Here is a 19,342-nt window from a genome sequence, read left to right as displayed (position 1 = left end):
ACGTTCCTTTCTAGTGGCCGGTGATCATATCGGCGAACCGGGCCAGGGCGGAGGTGCGCGGCATCGTCCGCTCCCGGTGGTCGGCCATCCGGTAGAGGCGGTACATCGCGTGCACGCCCGCCCAGCGCAGCGGCTCGGGCTCCCAGCGGCGCACCCGGTGGCCCACCCATGGCAGCGACGTCAGCTCCGTCTCCTCGCCGAGTATCAGGTCGCGCAGCGTGCGCCCGGCCAGGTTGGTGGTGGTCACGCCGTGACCGGTGTAGCCGCCCGCCCAGCCCAGGCCCGTCGCGGGGTCCACGTGCACGGCCGAGCACCAGTCGCGCGGCACCGCCAGCACGCCCGACCAGGCGTGCGCGACCGAGGCGGATCGGGCGGCGGGGAAGAAACCGGTCAGCAGCCGCCACAGGGCCTCGACGGTCCACTCGTGGGTGCGGCCGCGGGCGTCCACGCGCGAGCCGTACAGGTACGGGCGGCCGCGCCCGCCGAAGGCGATCCGGTCATCGGCCGTGCGCTGGGCGTACATGTAGTAGTGGGCCATGTCGCCGAGCAGTTCCGCGCCCTGCCAGCCGACCTCGTCCCAGAACGACGCGGGGAGGGGCTCGGTGACGATCATCGAGCTGTTCATCGGCAGCCACTGCCTGCGCAGGCCGCGCAGCCGGGCGGTGAAGCCCTCGGTCGCGCGGATCACGTGGCCGGCCGTCACCGTGCCGTACGGCGTACGCGCCCGGTGCGGGGCGATGGCGGTCACCGGGGTGCGCTCGTAGACGGGCACGCCCAGCTCGCGCACCGCCCTGGCCAGGCCGCGCGCCAGCTTGGCCGGCTGGATCCTGGCGCAGTGGGGGCTCCAGGATGCCGCCAGAGCGCCGGAGACGCGTACCCGGTCCGCCGGGTCCACCAGGCGCAGATCGGGCTCCTCGATGCCCCAGGAGCGGGCGGAGGCCACCGTCTCGCGCAGCCGGGCGGCCTGGGCCGGGGTGCGGGCGACGTTCAGCACGCCGCCCTTGACCAGGTCGCAGTCGATGGACTCCCGCTCGCAGACCGCGATGACCTCGTCGATCGAGGCGTACATGGCGCGCTGGAGCCGCCGCGCGCCCTCCCCGTAGCGCTCGTGCGAGCCGGCCAGGTCGCCGGTGAGCCAGCCGCCGTTGCGTCCCGAGGCCCCGAACCCGGCGAACTCCTGCTCCAGCACCACCACGTTCAGCGACGGGCGGGCCCGCTTGAGGTAGTAGGCGGTCCACAGGCCCGTGTAGCCGGCGCCGACGATGGCCACGTCGGCGCTCAGGTCGCCGTCGAGCCGCGGGCCGGCGGCGGGCAGCCCGGACGACCGGTACCAGAAGGAGACGTCGCCGTTCACGAACCCGGTCGACAAAGGGACACTCATAGCGACATATCCTCCTATATCGGGATAAGTCGGCGCATCATGCGACGAAATACGCAATGTAAACACGTCGGTAGCGACCGTGTAACAGCCGCGGGGCATGCTCGTGCCCATGGGATTCCTGCGCATCCGAACGACGGTGGACGAGCGACCCGGCCGGCTGGCCTCGCTGGCCTCGGCCCTTGCCGACAGGGGCGGCAACATCCTCGGCCTGAGCGTACAGTCCGACACCGACGGCACCGTCGACGAGTTCGTCGCCGACATCCCCGCCAGCGCCGAGACCGTGCGCGAGGCCCTTGAGGCGGCCGGCGGCCGCCGCGTCGAGGTGGTGCCCGCCACCGCCCACGAGCTGACCGACGAGCCCACCCGGGCGCTGCTGCTGGCCTCCAGGCTGCGCACGATGCCCTGGCGGCTGCCGGAGCTGCTGGCCGAGCTGCTGCGCGCGGACGACGCCCGGTGGATCTATGGTGAGCCCGTGAGTGATCTTCCCGACCCGACCCAGCTCGTCGTTCCCGTCGCGCCCAGGCGCGCCGTCCGCCTGCGCCGTTCCGAGCTGCCGTTCACGCTGACCGAGGCGGCCAGGGCGGCCTCCTTCGCCCGGCTGGCCCAGCCCGCGACGGAGCCGGCCATGGCCGAGCGCGCGATCAAGCTCGCCGACGGAGCTGAGGTGACGGTGCGCCCGCTCACCTCGATCTACCGCGAGGCCGTGCGCGACCTGCACGACAGGTGCTCGCCGGAGTCGCGCAGGTTCCGCTACTTCACCGCCATGCCGGCGCTGCCGCCGCGCGCGTTCGACAAGCTCTGTGACAGGAGCAAGGGATATTCGCTGGTCGCGGGCCACGACGGGCAGGTGGTGGGCATGGCCAACCTCATGTTCACCCCCGACCCCGGGATCGCGGAGATGGCCTTCCTGGTCGAGGACCGCTGGCAGGGGCGCGGTCTGGGCACGGCGATGGCCAGAATGCTCGTACGGGCGGCCCGCGACTTGGGCTACGCCGAGGTCAGGGCCACCATGCTGTCGGACAACGCGCGGATGCGCCGGCTGCTGGTCGCGCTGGGAGCCGGCCTCGCCTACACCGAGGACCCGGGAGTGATGGAGGCCCGGCTCCCGGTCGGCGCGCTGGCCTCGATCTGAAGGCCTCGGCTTGAGGTGGGCCCGTGGTCGCCTCAGCCCAGGCCCGCCTCGTCGTTGCCCGCCTGGCCAGGTGGGTCCCGCTTCTCGATGCCGAGGTGGCGTTCGATGCGGTCGAGGCTCTCCTGGATCTGCGTGAGCCGCTCGCTCAGCACGGAGCCGCCGGCGAAGAACATCTCGGCCGGGCGCTCCTTGGGGGCGCGGCCCACCCGGTCGAGCACGCGCTGGCGTACATCCACCAGGTCAGCGCCGGCGTCCGCCAGCGCCGATGCGGCCAGCCCCTCGCCCTCCCTGATCAGCCCGAGCAGGATGTGCTCGGTGCCGATGTAGTTGTGCCGCAGCTGCAGCGCCTCGCGCAGTGACAGCTCCAGGACCTTCTTGGCGCGCGGCGTGAACGGGATGTGCCCGCTCGGCGCCTTGCTGCCGTGGCCGGCCTCGCGCTCGACGAACGCGCGTACGTGCTCGATGTCCACGCCGCAGCTGTCGAGCACCAGCGAGGCGAGCCCTTCACCCTCGTGGACGAGGCCGAGCAGCAGATGTTCTGTGCCGATGTAGTTGTGGCTCATCATCCGCGCCTCCTCCTGAGCGAGGACGACGACCCTGCGCGCACGGTCGGTGAAGCGTTCGAACACCGGATGCCTCCGTTCGGCTGGGGCTGCCTCCACTATGCGCTAGAAACCCGGCCGTGTGGGGTATTTGTCCTGTGTGGATCTTGACGAGGTGGCCGGCCGCCTGTATGCGTTGCCGCCGTCCGAGTTCACCGCCGCGCGCACGGCGGAGGCCCGCGCTGCCAAGGACGCGGGGGACGTACGGCTCTCGCGCGAGATCGCGAAACTGCGTCGGCCGACGGTCTCCGCCTGGGCGGTGAACCGGCTGGCCCGTGAGCATCCCGACGCGCTCGCCGAACTCCTCGACGTGGGCGAGAGCCTGCGCGCGGCCTGGGAACGGCAGGACGCGGGCGAGCTGGCCGAGCTGACCCGGCGGCGGGGCGAGGTGACCGGGAGGGCGGGCCGGCTCGCGCGGGAGGGCGTGAACCTGTCGGCCGCCGCCGGGGCCGAGGTGGACCAGACGCTGGACGCCGCCGTCGTGGACGCGGGCGCGGCCGAGGAGGTGCGCCGCGGCCGGCTGGACAAGCCACTGCGGTTCAGCGGTTTCGCCCCCGCCCCCGTTCCGCGCGGGCGTCCCGCCGCCGCCAGGGGGAAACGCGGCAGCGGTACGGAGGACACGGAGAAGGCGCGGGCGGAGGCTCGGGAGGAGGAGACCAGGAAGCGCGCCGAGGCCGAGGCCAGGAAGGCCGAGGAACGGCGGGAGGCCGAGGCGGCGCACCGCGAGTGGCGCGATGCCCTGGACGCGGCCGAGAAGGAGCACGGCGAGCGCGCGGAGAAGGTGGCGCGGCTGGAGCGGAAGCTGGCCAAGGCACGCAAGAAGCTGGACGACAGCGCCCAGCGGCTGGAGGTGACGCGGCGCGAGGAACGGCACGCCCGCCTGCGCCTGGACCGCGGCCGGTGATCTCCGCAGCGCCTTGAACGTGCGCCGGTGATCTCCAAAGCACCATGAACGTGCGCCGGTGATTTGCGCGACGTTTTGAAGCTGCGCCGGTGATCTAGGAAACGTCCGGAACGTTTAGTCTGTGATCTACGCAACGGTTCCGCACCCCTGGAGCGCCGATGACCGCCTGGACCCCAGCCTCCATGCCCGACCTGAGCGGCAAGTCGGCCGTCGTGACCGGCGCCAACAGCGGCATCGGGTACCCCACCGCGCTGGAGCTGGCCAGGCACGGCGCCCACGTCATCGTGGCGGCGCGCGACCAGGGCAGGGGCGAGGAGGCGGTCGCGCGGATCCTGCGGGAGGTGCCCGGGGCCCAGGTCGAGTACGGGCGGCTCGACCTCGCCGATCTCTCCTCGGTCAGGGGCTTCGCCGCGGGTGTGCGCAAGCTCGACCTGCTGATCAACAACGCCGGCATCGCCATGATCCCCAGGAGCACGACCAGGGACGGCTTCGAGATGCAGTTCGGCACCAACCATCTGGGGCACTTCGCGCTCACTGGGCTGCTGCTGCCGCTGCTGATCGCCGCTCCAGGCGCCCGGGTCGTGACCGTGACCAGCGACGCGCACAACGCGGGCCGGATCGACTTCGACGATCTGGGCCTGGAGCGCCGCTACGGCCGCATGTCCGCGTACGGGCGCTCCAAGCTCGCCAACGTGCTGTTCGCGCTGGAACTGCAGCGGCGGGCCGACAAGGCGGGGGTCGATCTGCTCAGCACGGCGACCCATCCCGGCGTGACGGCCACCCGGATCGTCAAGCTGGGGCCGTTGCAGCCGCTGGTGGGGCTGGTGCTGAAGCCGGCCGCGGCGGGCGCCGTCCCCTCGCTGTACGCGGCCACCTCGCCCGACGTGCGCGGCGGCGAGTACTTCGGCCCCAAGGCCAAGCTGCTCGTCCCGTCGGAGCGGGCCCGCTCGGAGGAACTGGCCGCGCGCCTGTGGGAGGTCTCGGAGGAACTGACCGGCGTGCGGTACGAGGCGCTCGCCGGCCGCTGAGAGGACGCGCCGGGGCTGCGCGCAGGGGGAGGGGCGGGGCGTCTCAGCGGCGCACGCGGGAGGTGGGCGGGTGCCTCAGCGTTTCGCGCCGGGTGCCTCAGCGGTGCGCGTGGGCGAGGTGGGCACAGACAGGGAACCCCTCCCGCTCGTACGGCGCCGCCAGCCGCAGATAGCAGGCCCTGACCCGCTCGACGACCTCCGGCGGCTGCCGGCCGATGACCGCGAACCGGGGACCGCCCGCCCGCACGATGTCGGCCCACCATGCGGCGAGGTCGACCCGGTGCCGCCATCTGACGTCCTCCACGGAGATCCGGCTGAACCCGGCCCGCGCCAGCAGCGCGGCGAAGCGCTCGGGCGTGTCGTGCGCGGTGAACGAGCGGACCGGCGGTTCGTAGGGGACCCCGGCGGCGGCGATGGCGTCGGCGATCACGCCGGTGGCCGTCATCTCGTCGGCCTTCCACCAGGTCAGGCCGATCGTGCCGCCCGGCCGCAGCACACGGTGCAGCTCGGTCAGTGCCGCGGCGGCGTCGGGAACGTGATTGATGATGAAATTTCCGGCTATTGCGTCAAATTGCTCGTCATCGAACGGCAACTCGGGCAGCGCCGCCGGCCGGACCGTTGCGGACGGATTACGGCGGGCGGTCAGCGCCACCATGCCCGGATCGACGTCCACGGCCGTCACCTCGGCCCCCGCCGCCAGCGCCGCCGCCGTCACCACCCCGGTGCCACAGCCCGCGTCGAGCAGGCGCAGGGCGCGGTCGCAAGCCATGGAGGCGACGAGGAGACCGGCGGTGTGGGCTGTGAGGCGGGCGAAGCCGCGGTCGTAGGCTTCGGCATCGGTCACGCGCCCCAGCCTAGCTCGGCCAAAGAATCTGACAAATGACTGTGAGATTTAGCGGCGAAGCCTGTATTTCCGGGAAACCCCGCATCTATGGTCGTCGGCATGACCCTTGACGCCTTCATCGACGCCCTGCCCAAGGTCGAACTGCACGTGCACCTGGTGGGCTCGGCCTCGGTGCCCACCGTGCTGGAGCTGTCGCGCCGCCATCCCGGCATCGAGGTGCCCACCTCGGAGGAGGAGCTGCGCCGCTTCTACACCTTCACCGACTTCCCCCACTTCGCCCAGGTCTACGGGGCCGTCAACTCCCTGATACGCGAGCCGGAGGACGTGGCCACCCTCGTCCTCGGCCTGGCCCGCGACCTCGTCCCGCAAGGGGTCAGGTACGCCGAGTTGCAGGTCACCCCGTACGCGCACCACATGGTCGGCCTGCCCATGCGGGCCGTCACCGAGGCGCTGGACGTGGCCTCCAGCCGTTCGCTCAGCGAGTACGGGGTCGAGATGGCCTACATCTTCGACATCCCCGGCGAGTACGGCGAGGAGGCCGCGAAGGTGACCCTGGAGCACGCCCTTCAAGAACCTCCCGCCGCGTTGGTAGGTTTCGGCATCGGTGGGATCGAGCAGGAACGCCCCAAACACCGCGACGCCTACCGTTCGGCGTTCTCGGCCGCCCGCGCGGCGGGCCTGCACAGCGTGCCCCACGGCGGGGAGATGAGCGGCCCCGAGACGATCTGGGAGGTCATCGACGGCTACGGCGCCGAGCGCATCGGCCACGGCATCAACTGCCTGTCCGATCCCCGCCTGGTGGCGCACCTGCGCGAGACGCAGTTGCCGCTGGACGTGTGCCCGACCTCCAACGTGTGCACGGGCCAGGTCGCCGGGATCGAGGACCACCCGCTGCCCCGGCTGCTGGAGGAGGGGCTGTTCGTCACGCTCAACAGCGACGACCCGCCGATGTTCGCCACGACGACGGCCGCGGAGTACCGGGCGGTGGCGCGGGCGTTCGGGTTCGGGAAGGAGCGGTTGGCGGAGTTCGCGCGGAACGGGGTGCGGGCGTCGTACCTGAGCGAGGAGCGCAAGCGGCAGCTCATAGAGGAGATCGACACGCTGACCGGCCAGGAGGCCGCACAGACGCCGGGCGCGCAGGGACCGGCCCAGGGGCCGGGCGCGTAGAGACCGGCCGGGGAAACGAGTGCGAGCAGGCCGGCGGGAACCCACCCCAGAGGGTGAGCAGGCCGGCGTGAACCGCCACAGGCGTGACCCCGGCCGATCGGCGAGGGTCACGCCTGTGACGGGCCCGCAGGCGTTACGGGGAGGCGATGCGGCCCAGGCCCGGCGGGATCTTGCCGGCCGCCGCCCGGTCCAGCAGGAACAGCGTCCGTCCCCGCCCTCTGGCCCCCGCCGCGGGCACCTGGACGGGCCCGGACTTCGACAGGGCCAGCCGTACCGCGCCCGACTTCTCCTCGCCGGCCGCCACCACCCACACCTCACGCGAGGCCTGGATGGCGGGCAGCGTCAGCGAGATGCGCGTGGGCGGCGGCTTCGGCGAGCCGTGCACCGCCACCACCGGGCGCGTGTCGTAGAGCGCGGGCAGGCCGGGGAACAGCGAGGCCACGTGCGCGTCGGGGCCCATGCCGAGCAGCATCACGTCGAAGTTCGGGACCGGCCCGTGATCCTCGGGCCTGGCGGCCCTGCGCAGCTCGGCGGCATAGGCGTCGGCGGACTCCTCGGCCGTCATGCCCGAGTCGGGGCCGCGCATGACGTGGACCCGCTCGGGGTCCACGTCCACGTGGTCGAGCAGCGCCTCGCGAGCTCCGGTCTCGTTGCGCTCCTTGTCGCCCGAGGGGACGAACCGCTCGTCGCCCCACCACACGTCCAGGCGCCGCCAGTCGACGGCGTCCCTGGCCGGGGTGGCGGCGATGGCGGCCAGCGTGGCCGTGCCGACCGTGCCGCCCGTCAGGACGATCGAGGCCGACCCCTTGGCCGACTGCACGTCGACCAGGCGGGTGATGATCCGCGCCGCCACGGCCTTGGCCAGGACGTCCGCGTCGCGGTGCACGACGATGCCGGGAACGCTCACGGTCGCCATCCCTTGAACTGTCGTCATCCCTTGTACGTCCTAGCGAACCGCTTGACGGCGGTCTCGTAGATCTCGTCGGTGTCCAGCCTGCGCAGCTCCTCGGCCATCAGCTCCGAGGTCTGCCGCCTGGCCAGGGCCACGTTGCGGTCGGGCTGGCCGGGGCGCGACAGCTTAGCCAGCCGGGCGTCGGTCCTGACCACGGCGAGCTCGCCGTCGCCCAGCTGCAGGCGTACGGCGGTCAGGCCGGGGCCGGCGGACTCGGCGACCTTCATGCTCACGCCCAGCCGCTCCGACAGCCAGGCGGCCAGCAGCGGCGCGCTCGGATGCCCGGGAGCGGCCTCCACGACGCCCTTGCGCACCTTGCCCACCGGCTGGTCGAACGCGGCCGCCAGCAGGCTGCGCCACGGCGTCAGCCGGGCCCAAGCCAGGTCGGTGTCGCCGCGGGCGTACCCCTTGGCCCTGATCACCAGCGACTTGACGCCGCCGTCGTCGAAGCCCTTGGCGTCGGTGATGCGGCGCTGCGCCAGCGCCCCGATCGCGTCCTTGGAGGGCACGTCGGGAGCCGCGCCCGGCCACCACGCCACCACCGGGGTGTCGGGCAGCAGCAGCGGGCTGACCACGGAGTCGGCGTGCTCGGTCAGCTCGCCGTACAGGCGCAGCACGACGACCTCGCCGGGCGTGTTCTCGCCGATCCGCAGCTCGGCGTCGAGCCTGATGGGCTCGTCCTCCTCGCGCTTGATCACGACGATGATGCGCGACGGGTGCTCGCGGGCCGCCTCGGTGGCCGCGCGCAGCGCGTCGTACTGGTGGCGCTCCTCGCTGATCACGACGAGCGTCAGCACCATGCCGATGGCCGGCGCGCCCATCTGGTGCCGCAGGTGCATGAACTGGGCGGCGATCTTGCCCGCCGTCGTGTCCGTCAGCATGAACGTGGTCATGAGCCCTCCTTCGTCGGTCTCGTGACCACGGTGGTGCTGCGTCTGATGGTTCGCTCGCTCACTAGAGCCTCCTCCACACCCGGCCGTCGCGGGCCATCATCGCGTCGGCCGACTCGGGCCCCCACGATCCTGACTCGTAGCCCTCGGGCTGGCCCTGCGTGGTCCAGAACTCCTCGATCGGGTCGAGGATCTTCCACGACAGCTCCACCTCCCGCTGGTGCGGGAAGAGCGGCGGGTCGCCGATCATCACGTCGAGCAGCAGCCGCTCGTACGCCTCCGGCGACGACTCCAGGAACGACTCCCCGTAGGCGAAGTCCATGGAGACGTCGCGGACCTCCATCTGCGTGCCCGGCACCTTCGAGCCGAAGCGCACCGTGATGCCCTCGTCCGGCTGCACCCGGATGACCAGGGCGTTCTGGCCCAGGATCTCGGTGTCGTCGGCGCTGAAGGGCAGGTGCGGGGCCCGCTGGAACACCACGGCCACCTCTGTCACCCGGCGGCCCAGGCGCTTGCCCGTGCGCAGGTAGAAGGGCACCCCGGCCCAGCGCCGGTTGGCGATCTCCAGCTTGATGGCGGCGTAGGTCTCGGTCGTGGACTCGGCCGAGATGCCGTCCTCCTGGAGGTAGCCGACCACCTTCTCGCCGCCCTGCCAGCCGGCGGAGTACTGGCCGCGGGCCGTGTTGAGCGCCAGGTTGGCCGGCAGGCGCACGGCCTTGAGCACCTTCTCCTTCTCCCGCCGCAGCGCCGAGGCGTCGAAGGAGGTCGGGTCCTCCATGGCGACGAGGGCGAGCAGCTGGAGCAGGTGGTTCTGGATCACGTCGCGGGCGGCGCCGATGCCGTCGTAGTAGCCGGCCCGGCCGCCGATGCCGATGTCCTCGGCCATCGTGATCTGCACGTGGTCGACGAAGCTGCGGTTCCAGATGGGCTCGTAGAGGTTGTTGGCGAACCTCAGCGCCATGATGTTCTGGACGGTCTCCTTGCCCAGGTAGTGGTCGATCCTGAAGATCGAGCTCTCCGGGAAGGCCGAGGTGGTGATCTCGTTCAGCTCGTGGGCCGACTGCAGGTCGTGGCCGAACGGCTTCTCGATGACCACCCGCCGCCACGAGCCGTCGGGCGCGTCGGACAATCCGGTCCGCTTGAGCTGCTCCACCACCGTCGGGAAGAACTTCGGCGGCACGGACAGGTAGAAAGCGTAGTTTCCGCCCGTGCCCCTGGTCTCGTCGATCTCGGCCAAGGCCATGGCCAGCGCGTCGAAGGCCCCGTCGTCCGAGAACTCGCCAGGAACGAAGTGGATGCCCTCACGCAGCTGCTTCCATACCTCCTCGCGGAAGGGCGTCCTGGCGTGGGCCTTGACGGCGTCGTGCGTCAACTGGGCGAAGTCCTGGTCCTTCCAATCCCGCCGGGCGAACCCGACCAGGGAGAATCCGGGCGGCAGCAGCCCCCGGTTGCCCAGGTCGTAGATCGCCGGCAGCAGCTTGCGCTTGGCCAGGTCCCCCGTCACGCCGAACAACACCATCACACATGGTCCCGCCACCCGGGGCAGCCGCTTGTCGCGCGGATCGCGCAGCGGGTTGGCGGCTGCCACCTCCATGGTGGTGGCGGTGCCCGCGACGGCGGCCGCCACGGTGGCGGCCTCCTCCGCGGGTGCTGCCGGGTCTGTCATCTCAAGCCTCCTGTGCGGCTGCGAGCAAACGCGCGACTCCGGCCGCGCGGTCGGTCAAATGCAGGCGTACGGCCGGGCGCCCGCGGGTCTCCAGCGCCCCCAGGTCGCCGAGCGCCTGCGCGAGCTGGAGCCGGCCCAGCGTGTACGGTCTGCCCGGCACGGCGACGTCGTCGGTCACCGCCCCGGTGATCTGCAGGAACACCCCGTTCTGCGGGCCACCCTTGTGATATTGCCCCGTCGAGTGCAGATATCGCGGCCCCCACCCGAACGTGACCGGCCGGTCGGTGCGCAGCGCGAGCAGCGCCCGCAGCGTGGCAGGGTCGGCCATCATCCAGGCGTCGGTCATCTGCTCGAAGTCGGCCCCGTCGGGCACCGGCGCGTCGAAGGCCGCCAGCCGGTCGAGGAAGGCGATGATCGCCAGGTAGCCGTCGCCGGGAACGGCGTCGAGCAACTCGGAGAACAGGTGGGGCAGGTCCTTGGCCGTCGTCGGCCCGTACGCCTCGACCGGGCCGTCCACGAACGCGGGCGCGCCGGCGGGCAGGTCGGGCAGGTCAAGCAGAGCGGCGGTGTTCGCCTTCGACTCGGCCACGTTCGGCTGGTCGAAGGGGTCGATGCCGAGCACGGTCCCGGCGATGGCGGTGGCGTACTCCCAGACGAGGAACTGCGCGCCGAGCGGCCCGTCGACGCGGACGTCGCCGACGTCGGACTCGATCGCCACGACCAGCTCGTCAGCCGTCCCCGAAGGGTCGGCGGCCACGACAGGCAGGATCCCCCTGCCCTGCTTGCCGGTGGACTCGGCGACGAGCTGCTCGATCCAGTCGGGCAGCCCGGTGATGGCCGAGAGCTGGTCTTCGAGCAGCAGCTTGTCGCGCCCGGCCAGGGCCGCGCCGGCGAGCGCGGCGCCCAGGTCGAGGCCGGGATTGCCGCTGTCGAGCGACAGCAGCGCCAGCACCTCTTCCGCGTCGTCGAGCAGCCGCTCGACGTCGGCGCCCGCCAGCGCGGCGGGCACCAGCCCGAACGCCGACAGCGCCGAATAACGGCCCCCCACGCCGGGAGGGCCGAGCACCAGGTCGTAGCCGGACTCCACGGCCCGCCGCTCCAGCGGCGAGCCCGGGTCGGTGACGACCACGACGCGGCCCGCGGGCGCGAGGCCCGCCTCGGTGAAGAGCCCCTCGTAGATCCGCAGCAGGCAGTCGGTCTCCACGGTCGAGCCGCTCTTGCTCGCCACCACCAGGACCGTGGACTCCAGCCCCTCGGCCAGGGCCCGGCGGACCTGCCCGGGATCGCTCGTGTCGAGCACCGTGAGCGGCACGTCGGCGGTGTCGCAGATGACCTGCGCCGCCAGCGAGGAGCCGCCCATCCCGGCCAGGACGACGTTCGTCAGGCCCGCGGCGCGGGCCCGGCCCGCGAGCTCGCCCAGGACGGGCAGCAGCTCGCGGGAGGAGCGGGGCAGGGTCAGCCAGCCGAGCCTGACCGCCGCCTCCGCCTCGGCGTCCTCACCCCACAGCGTGGGGTCGCCGGCGGCGAGCCGCGCGGGCACGCCGTCGGCGACGAGGCGCCCCGCGACGGAGGAGGCGGCCGAGGCCACCCCCTCCTCGCGGTAAGAGACCTCCATCACGGAACCAGGTTCTTGGTGACGCTCTCGAGCAGCTCGTTCCAGGACGCCTCGAACTTCTCCACGCCCTCGTCCTCCAGGACCTTCACCACGTCGTCGTAGTCGACGCCGGCGTCCTTGAGCGCGGCCATGGTGTTCCAGGCCTGCTCGTAGAAGGGGCGCACGGTGTCGCCGGTGATGTTGGCGTGGTCAGCCGTGGCGTCGAGCGTCTTCTCCGGCATCGTGTTGACGGTGCCGGGCGCGACGAGCTGGTCGACGTAGAGGGTGTCGGAGTATTCGGGGTTCTTGACCCCGGTCGAGGCCCACAGCGGCCGCTGCGGGCGCGCGCCGGCGGCGCGCAGGCGCTGCCAGCGCTCGGAGTTGACGACGTCCTCGAACGCCGCGTACGCCAGGCGCGCGTTGGCCACGCCCGCCTTGCCCTTGAGCTCGGGCTTGCCGAGCTGGTCGAGCCGCTTATCGATCTCGGTGTCGACGCGGCTGACGAAGAAGGAGGCCACCGACTCGATCGAGCTCAGGTCGAGACCCTTGGCCTGGGCCGCCTCCAACCCCGTCAGCCAGGCGTCCATGACGGCGCGGTAGCGCTCAAGGGAGAAGATCAGCGTGACGTTGACGCTGATGCCCTCGGAGATCGCCTGCGTGATCGCGGGCAGCCCCTCCACCGTGGCCGGGATCTTGATCAGCAGGTTGGGCCGGTCGACCAGCCACCACAGCGCGCGGGCCTCGGCGATCGTCTTCTCGCTCTCGCGGGCCAGGCGCGGGTCCACCTCCAGCGACACGCGGCCGTCCACGCCGCCGCTGGCGTCGTAGACCGGGCGCAGCACGTCGGCGGCCCAGCGGATGTCGTAGGTGGTGATGGCGCGCACGGCCTCGCCCACGTCGACGCCGCGTACGGCCAGGTCGTGCAGCTGGCTGTCGTAGGCGTCGCCCTTGCTCAGCGCGTTGGCGAAGATCGTCGGGTTGGAGGTCACCCCGACGACGTTTTTCTCCTTGATCAGCTGGTCGAGGTTGCCCGTGCGCAGGCGCTCGCGGCTGATGTCGTCGAGCCAGATGGCAACGCCCTGGCCGGACAGCTTGTTGAGGTTCTCGCTCATGATCTTTCTCAGTTTCCCGTCGTCTCGCCCTTGTCCTGACCCAGCTTGGCCAGGCTCGCCTTGGCCGCGGCCGCCACGCGCTCCGCCGTCAGTCCGAACTGCTCGTACAAAGTTCTGTACGGGGCGGAGGCACCGAAGTGTTCGAGACTGACCACTTCGCCGCACTCGCCGACGTAGGCGTGCCAGCCGAGCGCGATGCCCGCCTCGACCGCCACGCGAGCCCGGATCGACGAGGGCAGAACCGTCTGCCTGTATGCGGAATCCTGCCCGTTGAACCACTCCACACACGGCATCGAGACCACTCGCGTGGGGATGCCCTGCGCCTCCAGGATCTCGCGGCCGTTGACCGCGATCTCCACCTCGCTGCCGGTGGCGATGAGGATGACCCTCGGCTGGCCGTTGGACGCCTCGCGCAGCACGTAGCCGCCGCGGGCCACGCCGTCGGCGCTCGTGCCCTCGTAGACCGGCAGGTTCTGCCGGGTGAGCGCCAGCGCGGCGGGCCGGTCGGTGTGCTCCAGCACGGCCTTCCACGCGTACGCGGTCTCGTTGGCGTCGGCCGGGCGCACCACGTCGAGGCCGGGGATCGCGCGCAGCGCCCACAGGTGCTCGATCGGCTGGTGGGTCGGGCCGTCCTCGCCCAGGCCGATGGAGTCGTGCGTCCACACGTACGTGACCGGCAGCTTCATCAGCGCGGCCAGGCGCACCGAGGGACGCATGTAGTCGGAGAAGACCAGGAACGTGCCGCCGTAGGGGCGGGTGCCGCCGTGCAGCGCGATGCCGTTGAGAATGGCGCCCATGGCGTGCTCGCGGATGCCGAAGTGCAGCGTGCGGCCGTAGCGGTTGCCGGGGAACGCCTTGGTCTGGAACTCCTCGGGGATGAAGGACGGCTCGCCCTTCATCGTGGTGTTGTTGGACTCGGCCAGGTCGGCCGAGCCGCCCCACAGCTCGGGCAGCACCGGCGCCAGCGCGTTGAGCACCTCGCCGGAGGCCTTGCGGGTGGCGACCGAGGAGCCCTTCTCGAACGAGGGCAGCGCGGTGGCCCAGCCGGCCGGCAGCTCCCGGTGGGAGATGCGGTCGAGCTCGGCGGCGCGCTCGGGGTTGGCCAGGCGCCACTCGGCGTAGGACTTCTCCCACTCGGCGTGCTCGGCGCGGCCGCGCTGGGCGATGCCGCGGGCGTGGTCGAGCACCCCGGCCGGCACGTCGAACGTCTTGGCCGGGTCCATGCCCAGCACCTGCTTGGTGGCGGCGACCTCGGACTCGCCCAGGGCGGACCCGTGGATCTTGCCGGTGTTCTGCTTGTTGGGCGCGGGCCAGCCGATGATCGTGCGCAGCCGGATGAACGACGGGCGGTCGGTCTCGGCCTTGGCCTTCTGGAGGGCTTCGTACAGGGCCGGGACGTCCTCGGCGTAGTCGCCGGTCGCGGTCCAGTCGACGCTCTCGGTGTGCCAGCCGTAGGCCTGGTAGCGCGCGACCACGTCCTCGGACTTGGCGATCTGCGTGTCGTCCTCGATGGAGATGTGGTTGTCGTCCCAGACGACGATGAGGTTGCCCAGCTTCTGGTGGCCGGCGAGCGCGCTGGCCTCGTGGCTGATGCCCTCCTCGATGTCGCCGTCGCTGACGAAGCACCAGATGTGGTGGTCGAACGGCGAGGCGCCCTGCGCGGCCTCGGGGTCGAACAGGCCGCGCTCGCGGCGGGCGGCCATCGCCATGCCGACCGCGTTGCCCAGGCCCTGGCCCAGCGGGCCCGTCGTCGTCTCCACGCCGGCCGTGTGGCCGTGCTCGGGGTGGCCGGGCGTCAGGCTGTCCCACTGGCGCAGCCGCCGCAGGTCGTCGAGCGTCAGCCCGTAGCCGGAAAGGTAGAGCTGGATGTAGAGCGTCAGGCTCGAATGGCCGCACGACAGGACGAAACGGTCGCGCCCGAGCCAGTTCGGATCGGTCGGGTCGTGGCGCATGACACGCTGGAACAGCAGGTATGCGGCGGGGGCCAGGCTCATGGCGGTGCCGGGGTGACCCGAGCCCGCCTTCTCCACTGCGTCCATCGCCAGGGCTCGAACGACGTCGACCGCCTGCTTGTCCAGGTCGGTCCATTCAAGGGCTGGCACGAGTTCGGTGCTCAAGTGCTCGATCTCCGGAATCTAGTTGTCGTGGTGGTGCCGGTCGGCTGTCCCGCCCCGCGGCCGACCGCCTTCGGCGGCCCGCCGCAGGTTGTGCGGCCCGCGCCTACACGGGACCCTAACCGAGTGGAGATGGCGATCGATTCCCATTCCACCCGCGCGTGTCCATGTAGGCCCGGACTCCGTCGGGTTCGTCCGGCCGGGACGGCGCAAGCCCCCCATTGGCCGGACCGGCCGACCCTGCGACTACAGTTTGGTTGTTCGCAGGGGCGTCACGGCGCCCGCCCATGGATCCGCTCTTATCAGAGGTTACGCGTTGACTCCGCACAGGCTGGAAGCGCCTTGACGGTGCTGACCAACAGGCACGCGACGGCCCCCTCACCGCAGGTGGAGGCGCCGCGCTCGATAGGCATGACCATCAAGGCCTATATCGCGCTCACCAAGCCGCGGATCATCGAGTTGCTGCTGATCACGACGCTGCCGGTGATGTTCCTCGCCGCCGGCGGCCTGCCGCCGCTGTGGACCTCGATCGCGGTCATGGTGTTCGGCACCCTGTCGGCGGGCAGCGCCAACGCGCTCAACTGCTACGTGGACCGCGACATCGACCAGAAGATGCGCCGCACCCGCCGCAGGCCGCTGGCCAGGCACCAGGTCTCGCCCCGCGGCGCGCTGATCTTCGGCATCGTGCTGGGCGTGCTGTCCACGCTGGGCCTGTGGCTGACCACCAACTGGCTGGCCGCGGTGCTGTCGCTCGCGGCGATCCTGTTCTACGTGCTGGTCTACTCGATGATCCTCAAGCGGCGCACGGCCCAGAACATCGTGTGGGGCGGCATCGCGGGCTGCATGCCGGTGATGATCGGCTGGGCCGGCATCACCGAGCGGCTCGACTGGGCGCCGCTGGTGCTGTTCGGGGTGGTGTTCTTCTGGACGCCGCCGCACACGTGGACGCTGGCCATGCGTTACAAGGAGGACTACGCGGCGGCCAAGGTGCCGATGCTGCCGGTGGTGGCCACCGAGCGGCGGGTCGTGCTGGAGTCCATCGCCTACACCTGGGCCACCGTGCTGTGCTCGCTGGCGCTGTGGCCGGTGGCGGGCACCACGCCGTTCTACGCGATCGTGGCGGCCGTGCTGGGCGCGATGTGCCTGTGGGAGGTGCACCGCCTGCTCGCCCGGCTCAACGCCGGCAAGACGGGCGTCGACCTGCGGCCGATGCGCTTCTTCCACTGGTCCAACGCCTATCTGGCGCTGCTGTTCCTGGCCGTGGCGATCGATCCGCTGCTGGCCTGAACGGCTTGCTCCCGCCCACCGCCCGGCCGTTGCGCCGGGCTTTTCCTCTTTCGTATCATGCACATATGAATAGCTCTTCAGGTGTTGTGGCGGCGCTGGACGGATGCGTGGTGCCGGAGCCGGACGCGGCCAGGGTCGCGGCCACCCGCGACCGGCTCGTGACGCCTGACGAGGCCACCCGGCTGGCCGAGCTGTTCCGCCTGCTCGGCGACCCCACGCGGGCCCGGCTGCTCTACGCGCTGCTGGAGGCGGGGGAGCTGTGCGTGTGCGACCTGGCCGACGCGGTCGAGGTGACCGACACCGCCGTCTCCCACGCGCTGCGCCTGCTGCGAACAGCCGGCATCGTGGCCAGCCGCAGGGCCGGGCGCATGATCTACTACCGGTTGGCGGACGCTCACGTCCGCATGCTCCTCGACCTGAGCAGGGAGCATCTGAAGGAGACCGGATGAGCGGCGACCACGAGCACGGGCCCAGTCATAGGCACGGACACGGACACGGGCACGGGCACGGGCACGCGCTGAGCGCGGACGCCGACCGGCGTTATCTCGTCGGCGCGCTGGCGCTGATCCTCGGCTACATGGCGGTCGAGGTGATCGCCGGTGTGGCCGCCAACTCGATCGCGCTGATCTCCGACGCCGCCCACATGCTCACCGACGCCAGCGCCATCGCGCTGGCGCTGATCGCCATGCGCATCGCCGCCAGGCCGGCCAAGGGCGCCTACACCTTCGGCTACAAGCGGGCCGAGATCCTCTCCGCGCAGATCAACGGGGTGACGCTGCTGTTGCTGGTGGCGTACTTCGTCTACGAGGGCGTACGCAGGCTGCTGGAGCCGCCCGCGGTGGACGGCCCGATCGTGGTCGTCACCGCGGTGGCGGGCATCGCCGTCAACGCGCTGGCCGCCTGGCTGCTGTCCAGGGCGAACCGGCGCAGCCTCAACGTCGAGGGCGCCTTCCAGCACGTGCTCAACGACATGTACGCGTTCATCGCCACCGCCGTGTCCGGCCTCGTGGTCTGGCTGACCGGCTTCCGCCAGGCCGACACGATCGCCGCCCTGGTCGTGGCCGCGCTCATGCTCAAGGCCGGCTGGGGGCTGCTGCGCGACTCGGGCCGGGTGCTGCTCCAGGCCGCGCCCAGCGACCTCGACCCCGACGAGATCGGCCGCGTGCTGGCCGCGGAGGCGGACGTGGAGGAGATCCACGATCTCCATGTCTGGACGGTGACGAGTGGCTATCCGACCCTGTCGGCGCACGTGATCGTGGCCAGGGGCTCCGACTGCCACCGGGTGCGCTCCCGGCTGGCGGACCTGCTGAGCCGGAGGTTCGCGATCGGGCACACGACACTCCAGGTCGACCACGGTATTCCGGGTCTTGATCGGCACTGCGAGGACCCGCACGGACCCCGGCACTCTGATCCGTTAAGGTCACCGTATGGCGACCCGTGATCCACGCTGGGTGTTGAAGGACCGCCCGTCGTTCGCGTTGATCATCGGGCTGGTCCTCACCGGCATCTGCGCTCTGGTCTCGTTCTCCTTCGACGTCTTCAACGGCGCTCCGGTGCAGTTCTTCATCGCGCTGGCCCTGGCCCTGGCCCCGGTGCCGCTGCTGCTCGCGGCGGTGCTGGCGCTGGACCGGATGGAGCCGGAGCCGCGCAGCAACCTGATCTTCGCCTTCGCGTGGGGCGCGGGCGTCGCGGTGCTGGTCGCCGGCGTGATCAACTCGCTCAACCTGCACTACATCATCGACACCGCCAAGCTGTCGGAGGCCAGCGCGCGCAACATCGCGGCCACGTTCGGCGCGCCCGTGGTGGAGGAGACGATGAAGGGCCTGGTGCTGCTGGGCCTGCTCAGGTTCCGCCGGGCCGAGCTGGACGGGCCGACCGACGGCGTCATCTACGCCAGCATGGTCGGCCTCGGCTTCGCCATGAGCGAGAACGTCAGCTACTACCTCGGCGCGCTGTCCACCTCGGGCGTCAAGGGGCTGGCCGTCACGGTGGTGCTGCGCGGCATCCTGTCGCCGCTGGCGCATCCGCTGTTCAGCTCGATGATCGGGGTCGGCGTGGCGTACGCGGCCCAGCGCACCGGCCCCGAGCGGGTGACCTACGTGCTGGCCGGCTGGTCGGGGGCGATGATCCTGCACGGGCTGTGGAACGGCCTGGCCTCCTACGGCGGCTTCCCCGGGCTCGTCGTGGCCTATCTGGTGCTGCTGGTCGTCCTGGTCGTGCTCATCGGCGTGATCTTCAGGGACCGGCGGCGCATCGTGGCGCTCATCCAGCGGTATCTGCCGCCGTACGAGCCGACCAGGCTCGTCACCCAGGCCGACATCCACATGTTGTCGGCCTTCTCCCGGCGTCGCCAGGCCCGGCAGTGGGCCCGCGCCTACGGCGGCAAGCGCGGCGTGCGGGCGATGCGCGACTACCAGCTCGCCGCCACCGAGCTGGGGCTGCTGCACGAGCGGGCGGCCCGCCACATGGTCGACGAGCACACCTTCCACGAGGAGCAGCGGGCGCTGCTGGAGTGCATGAGCACGGCGCGGGCCGACTTCCCCATGCCGCTGCACACCAGGTCGGTGGCCAGGGGCTCACCTCCGCCCGGCTACGCGCCCGGCGCACCGACCTGACCTTCTGCGCAAAACGGGCGTCCGATGGGGTGGGGGAGTGGCGGACGTACCACC

16 protein-coding genes and 1 pseudogene are annotated in these 19,342 nt (G+C 71.5%); 8 read left to right on the top strand and 9 right to left on the bottom strand.

Going from position 1 to position 19,342, the window contains the following annotated elements; translation table 11 throughout:
* Nucleotides 1-10: 10 nt before the first annotated feature.
* Nucleotides 11-1,381, bottom strand: coding sequence for an FAD-dependent oxidoreductase (locus AB0C28_RS47060; protein ID WP_358082657.1), 1,371 nt, complete (start codon nt 1,379-1,381; stop codon nt 11-13).
* A gap of 109 nt (nt 1,382-1,490) precedes the next feature.
* Between AB0C28_RS47060 and AB0C28_RS47055 the strand changes: the two genes are divergently transcribed.
* On the top strand, nt 1,491-2,513 hold the full coding sequence (locus tag AB0C28_RS47055) for a GNAT family N-acetyltransferase (protein WP_358082653.1): 1,023 nt from the start codon (nt 1,491-1,493) through the stop codon (nt 2,511-2,513).
* Nucleotides 2,514-2,725: 212 nt separating this feature from the next.
* Here the strand turns inward: AB0C28_RS47055 and AB0C28_RS47050 are convergent.
* A pseudogene (locus AB0C28_RS47050) lies at nt 2,726-3,142 on the bottom strand (Clp protease N-terminal domain-containing protein); the annotation flags it as partial.
* A gap of 73 nt (nt 3,143-3,215) precedes the next feature.
* Between AB0C28_RS47050 and AB0C28_RS47045 the strand changes: the two are divergent.
* Both AB0C28_RS47045 and AB0C28_RS47040 read left to right on the top strand, forming a co-directional pair.
* Nucleotides 3,216-4,019: a hypothetical protein gene (locus tag AB0C28_RS47045; RefSeq protein WP_358082650.1), complete on the top strand. Its 804-nt coding sequence runs from the start codon at nt 3,216-3,218 to the stop codon at nt 4,017-4,019.
* A 158-nt stretch (nt 4,020-4,177) separates the two neighbouring features.
* Nucleotides 4,178-5,047, top strand: a complete 870-nt coding sequence (locus tag AB0C28_RS47040) for an oxidoreductase (RefSeq protein ID WP_358082647.1) — start codon at nt 4,178-4,180, stop codon at nt 5,045-5,047.
* 97 nt (nt 5,048-5,144) lie between these two features.
* Here the strand turns inward: AB0C28_RS47040 and AB0C28_RS47035 are convergent, their stop codons facing one another.
* The gene (locus tag AB0C28_RS47035; RefSeq protein WP_358082644.1) at nt 5,145-5,891 is read right to left on the bottom strand and encodes a methyltransferase domain-containing protein; all 747 of its coding nucleotides are present in this window, start codon (nt 5,889-5,891) and stop codon (nt 5,145-5,147) included.
* Between the two features lie 99 nt (nt 5,892-5,990).
* Between AB0C28_RS47035 and add the strand changes: the two genes are divergently transcribed.
* A complete protein-coding gene (gene add, locus AB0C28_RS47030) occupies nt 5,991-7,058 on the top strand; it encodes an adenosine deaminase (protein ID WP_358082641.1) in 1,068 nt (355 codons plus the stop codon).
* 133 nt (nt 7,059-7,191) lie between these two features.
* Here add and pgl read toward each other — a convergent pair whose 3' ends face one another.
* The 6 genes from pgl to tkt form a co-directional block, all read right to left on the bottom strand.
* Nucleotides 7,192-7,965, bottom strand: a complete 774-nt coding sequence (pgl, locus tag AB0C28_RS47025) for a 6-phosphogluconolactonase (protein WP_357854518.1) — start codon at nt 7,963-7,965, stop codon at nt 7,192-7,194.
* A gap of 23 nt (nt 7,966-7,988) precedes the next feature.
* The gene (locus tag AB0C28_RS47020) at nt 7,989-8,903 is read right to left on the bottom strand and encodes a glucose-6-phosphate dehydrogenase assembly protein OpcA (protein WP_357854380.1); all 915 of its coding nucleotides are present in this window, start codon (nt 8,901-8,903) and stop codon (nt 7,989-7,991) included.
* A 61-nt stretch (nt 8,904-8,964) separates the two neighbouring features.
* Nucleotides 8,965-10,494, bottom strand: a complete 1,530-nt coding sequence (gene zwf, locus AB0C28_RS47015; RefSeq protein ID WP_357854515.1) for a glucose-6-phosphate dehydrogenase — start codon at nt 10,492-10,494, stop codon at nt 8,965-8,967.
* 73 nt (nt 10,495-10,567) lie between these two features.
* Entirely contained in the window at nt 10,568-12,181 is a 1,614-nt protein-coding gene (locus AB0C28_RS47010; RefSeq protein ID WP_358082705.1) for a glucose-6-phosphate isomerase, read from the bottom strand.
* A complete protein-coding gene (tal, locus tag AB0C28_RS47005; RefSeq protein WP_357854377.1) occupies nt 12,181-13,272 on the bottom strand; it encodes a transaldolase in 1,092 nt (363 codons plus the stop codon). The genes AB0C28_RS47010 and tal overlap by 1 nt, the downstream gene beginning before the upstream one ends.
* 8 nt (nt 13,273-13,280) lie before the next feature.
* A complete protein-coding gene (gene tkt / locus AB0C28_RS47000; protein ID WP_357854509.1) occupies nt 13,281-15,311 on the bottom strand; it encodes a transketolase in 2,031 nt (676 codons plus the stop codon).
* Between the two features lie 417 nt (nt 15,312-15,728).
* Between tkt and AB0C28_RS46995 the strand changes: the two genes are divergently transcribed.
* The 4 genes from AB0C28_RS46995 to AB0C28_RS46980 all read left to right on the top strand — a co-directional run bounded on the left by AB0C28_RS46995 (nt 15,729) and on the right by AB0C28_RS46980 (nt 19,288).
* Nucleotides 15,729-16,673, top strand: coding sequence for a heme o synthase (locus AB0C28_RS46995; RefSeq protein ID WP_357854374.1), 945 nt, complete (start codon nt 15,729-15,731; stop codon nt 16,671-16,673).
* 65 nt (nt 16,674-16,738) lie between these two features.
* Entirely contained in the window at nt 16,739-17,122 is a 384-nt protein-coding gene (locus AB0C28_RS46990; protein WP_106251496.1) for a metalloregulator ArsR/SmtB family transcription factor, read from the top strand.
* Nucleotides 17,119-18,114, top strand: coding sequence for a cation diffusion facilitator family transporter (locus AB0C28_RS46985; protein WP_358082638.1), 996 nt, complete (start codon nt 17,119-17,121; stop codon nt 18,112-18,114). Before AB0C28_RS46990 ends, AB0C28_RS46985 begins: the two co-directional genes overlap by 4 nt.
* Complete coding sequence (locus tag AB0C28_RS46980) at nt 18,101-19,288, top strand: PrsW family intramembrane metalloprotease (RefSeq protein ID WP_357854368.1); 1,188 nt, start codon at nt 18,101-18,103, stop codon at nt 19,286-19,288. Before AB0C28_RS46985 ends, AB0C28_RS46980 begins: the two co-directional genes overlap by 14 nt.
* The last annotated feature ends 54 nt before the right edge of the window (nt 19,289-19,342 follow it).

Source organism: Nonomuraea sp. NPDC048892 (assembly GCF_040649735.1).
In the GTDB taxonomy this organism is placed as follows: Bacteria; Actinomycetota; Actinomycetes; order Streptosporangiales; family Streptosporangiaceae; genus Nonomuraea; species Nonomuraea maheshkhaliensis.
The sequence above is the reverse complement of the archived record's forward strand: the minus strand, read 5'-3'. Positions and strand labels throughout refer to the sequence as shown.

Coding starts and splice junctions, on each gene's coding strand:
- add (WP_358082641.1), top strand. CDS start 5,991: ATGACCCTTGACGCCTTCATCGACGCCCTGCCCAAGGTCGAACTGCAC.
- AB0C28_RS47060 (WP_358082657.1), bottom strand. CDS start 1,381: ATGAGTGTCCCTTTGTCGACCGGGTTCGTGAACGGCGACGTCTCCTTC.
- AB0C28_RS47055 (WP_358082653.1), top strand. CDS start 1,491: ATGGGATTCCTGCGCATCCGAACGACGGTGGACGAGCGACCCGGCCGG.
- tal (WP_357854377.1), bottom strand. CDS start 13,272: ATGAGCGAGAACCTCAACAAGCTGTCCGGCCAGGGCGTTGCCATCTGG.
- AB0C28_RS47010 (WP_358082705.1), bottom strand. CDS start 12,181: ATGGAGGTCTCTTACCGCGAGGAGGGGGTGGCCTCGGCCGCCTCCTCC.
- AB0C28_RS47040 (WP_358082647.1), top strand. CDS start 4,178: ATGACCGCCTGGACCCCAGCCTCCATGCCCGACCTGAGCGGCAAGTCG.
- tkt (WP_357854509.1), bottom strand. CDS start 15,311: ATGGACGCAGTGGAGAAGGCGGGCTCGGGTCACCCCGGCACCGCCATG.
- zwf (WP_357854515.1), bottom strand. CDS start 10,494: ATGGAGGTGGCAGCCGCCAACCCGCTGCGCGATCCGCGCGACAAGCGG.
- AB0C28_RS46980 (WP_357854368.1), top strand. CDS start 18,101: ATGGCGACCCGTGATCCACGCTGGGTGTTGAAGGACCGCCCGTCGTTC.
- AB0C28_RS46985 (WP_358082638.1), top strand. CDS start 17,119: ATGAGCGGCGACCACGAGCACGGGCCCAGTCATAGGCACGGACACGGA.
- AB0C28_RS46990 (WP_106251496.1), top strand. CDS start 16,739: ATGAATAGCTCTTCAGGTGTTGTGGCGGCGCTGGACGGATGCGTGGTG.
- AB0C28_RS47020 (WP_357854380.1), bottom strand. CDS start 8,903: ATGACCACGTTCATGCTGACGGACACGACGGCGGGCAAGATCGCCGCC.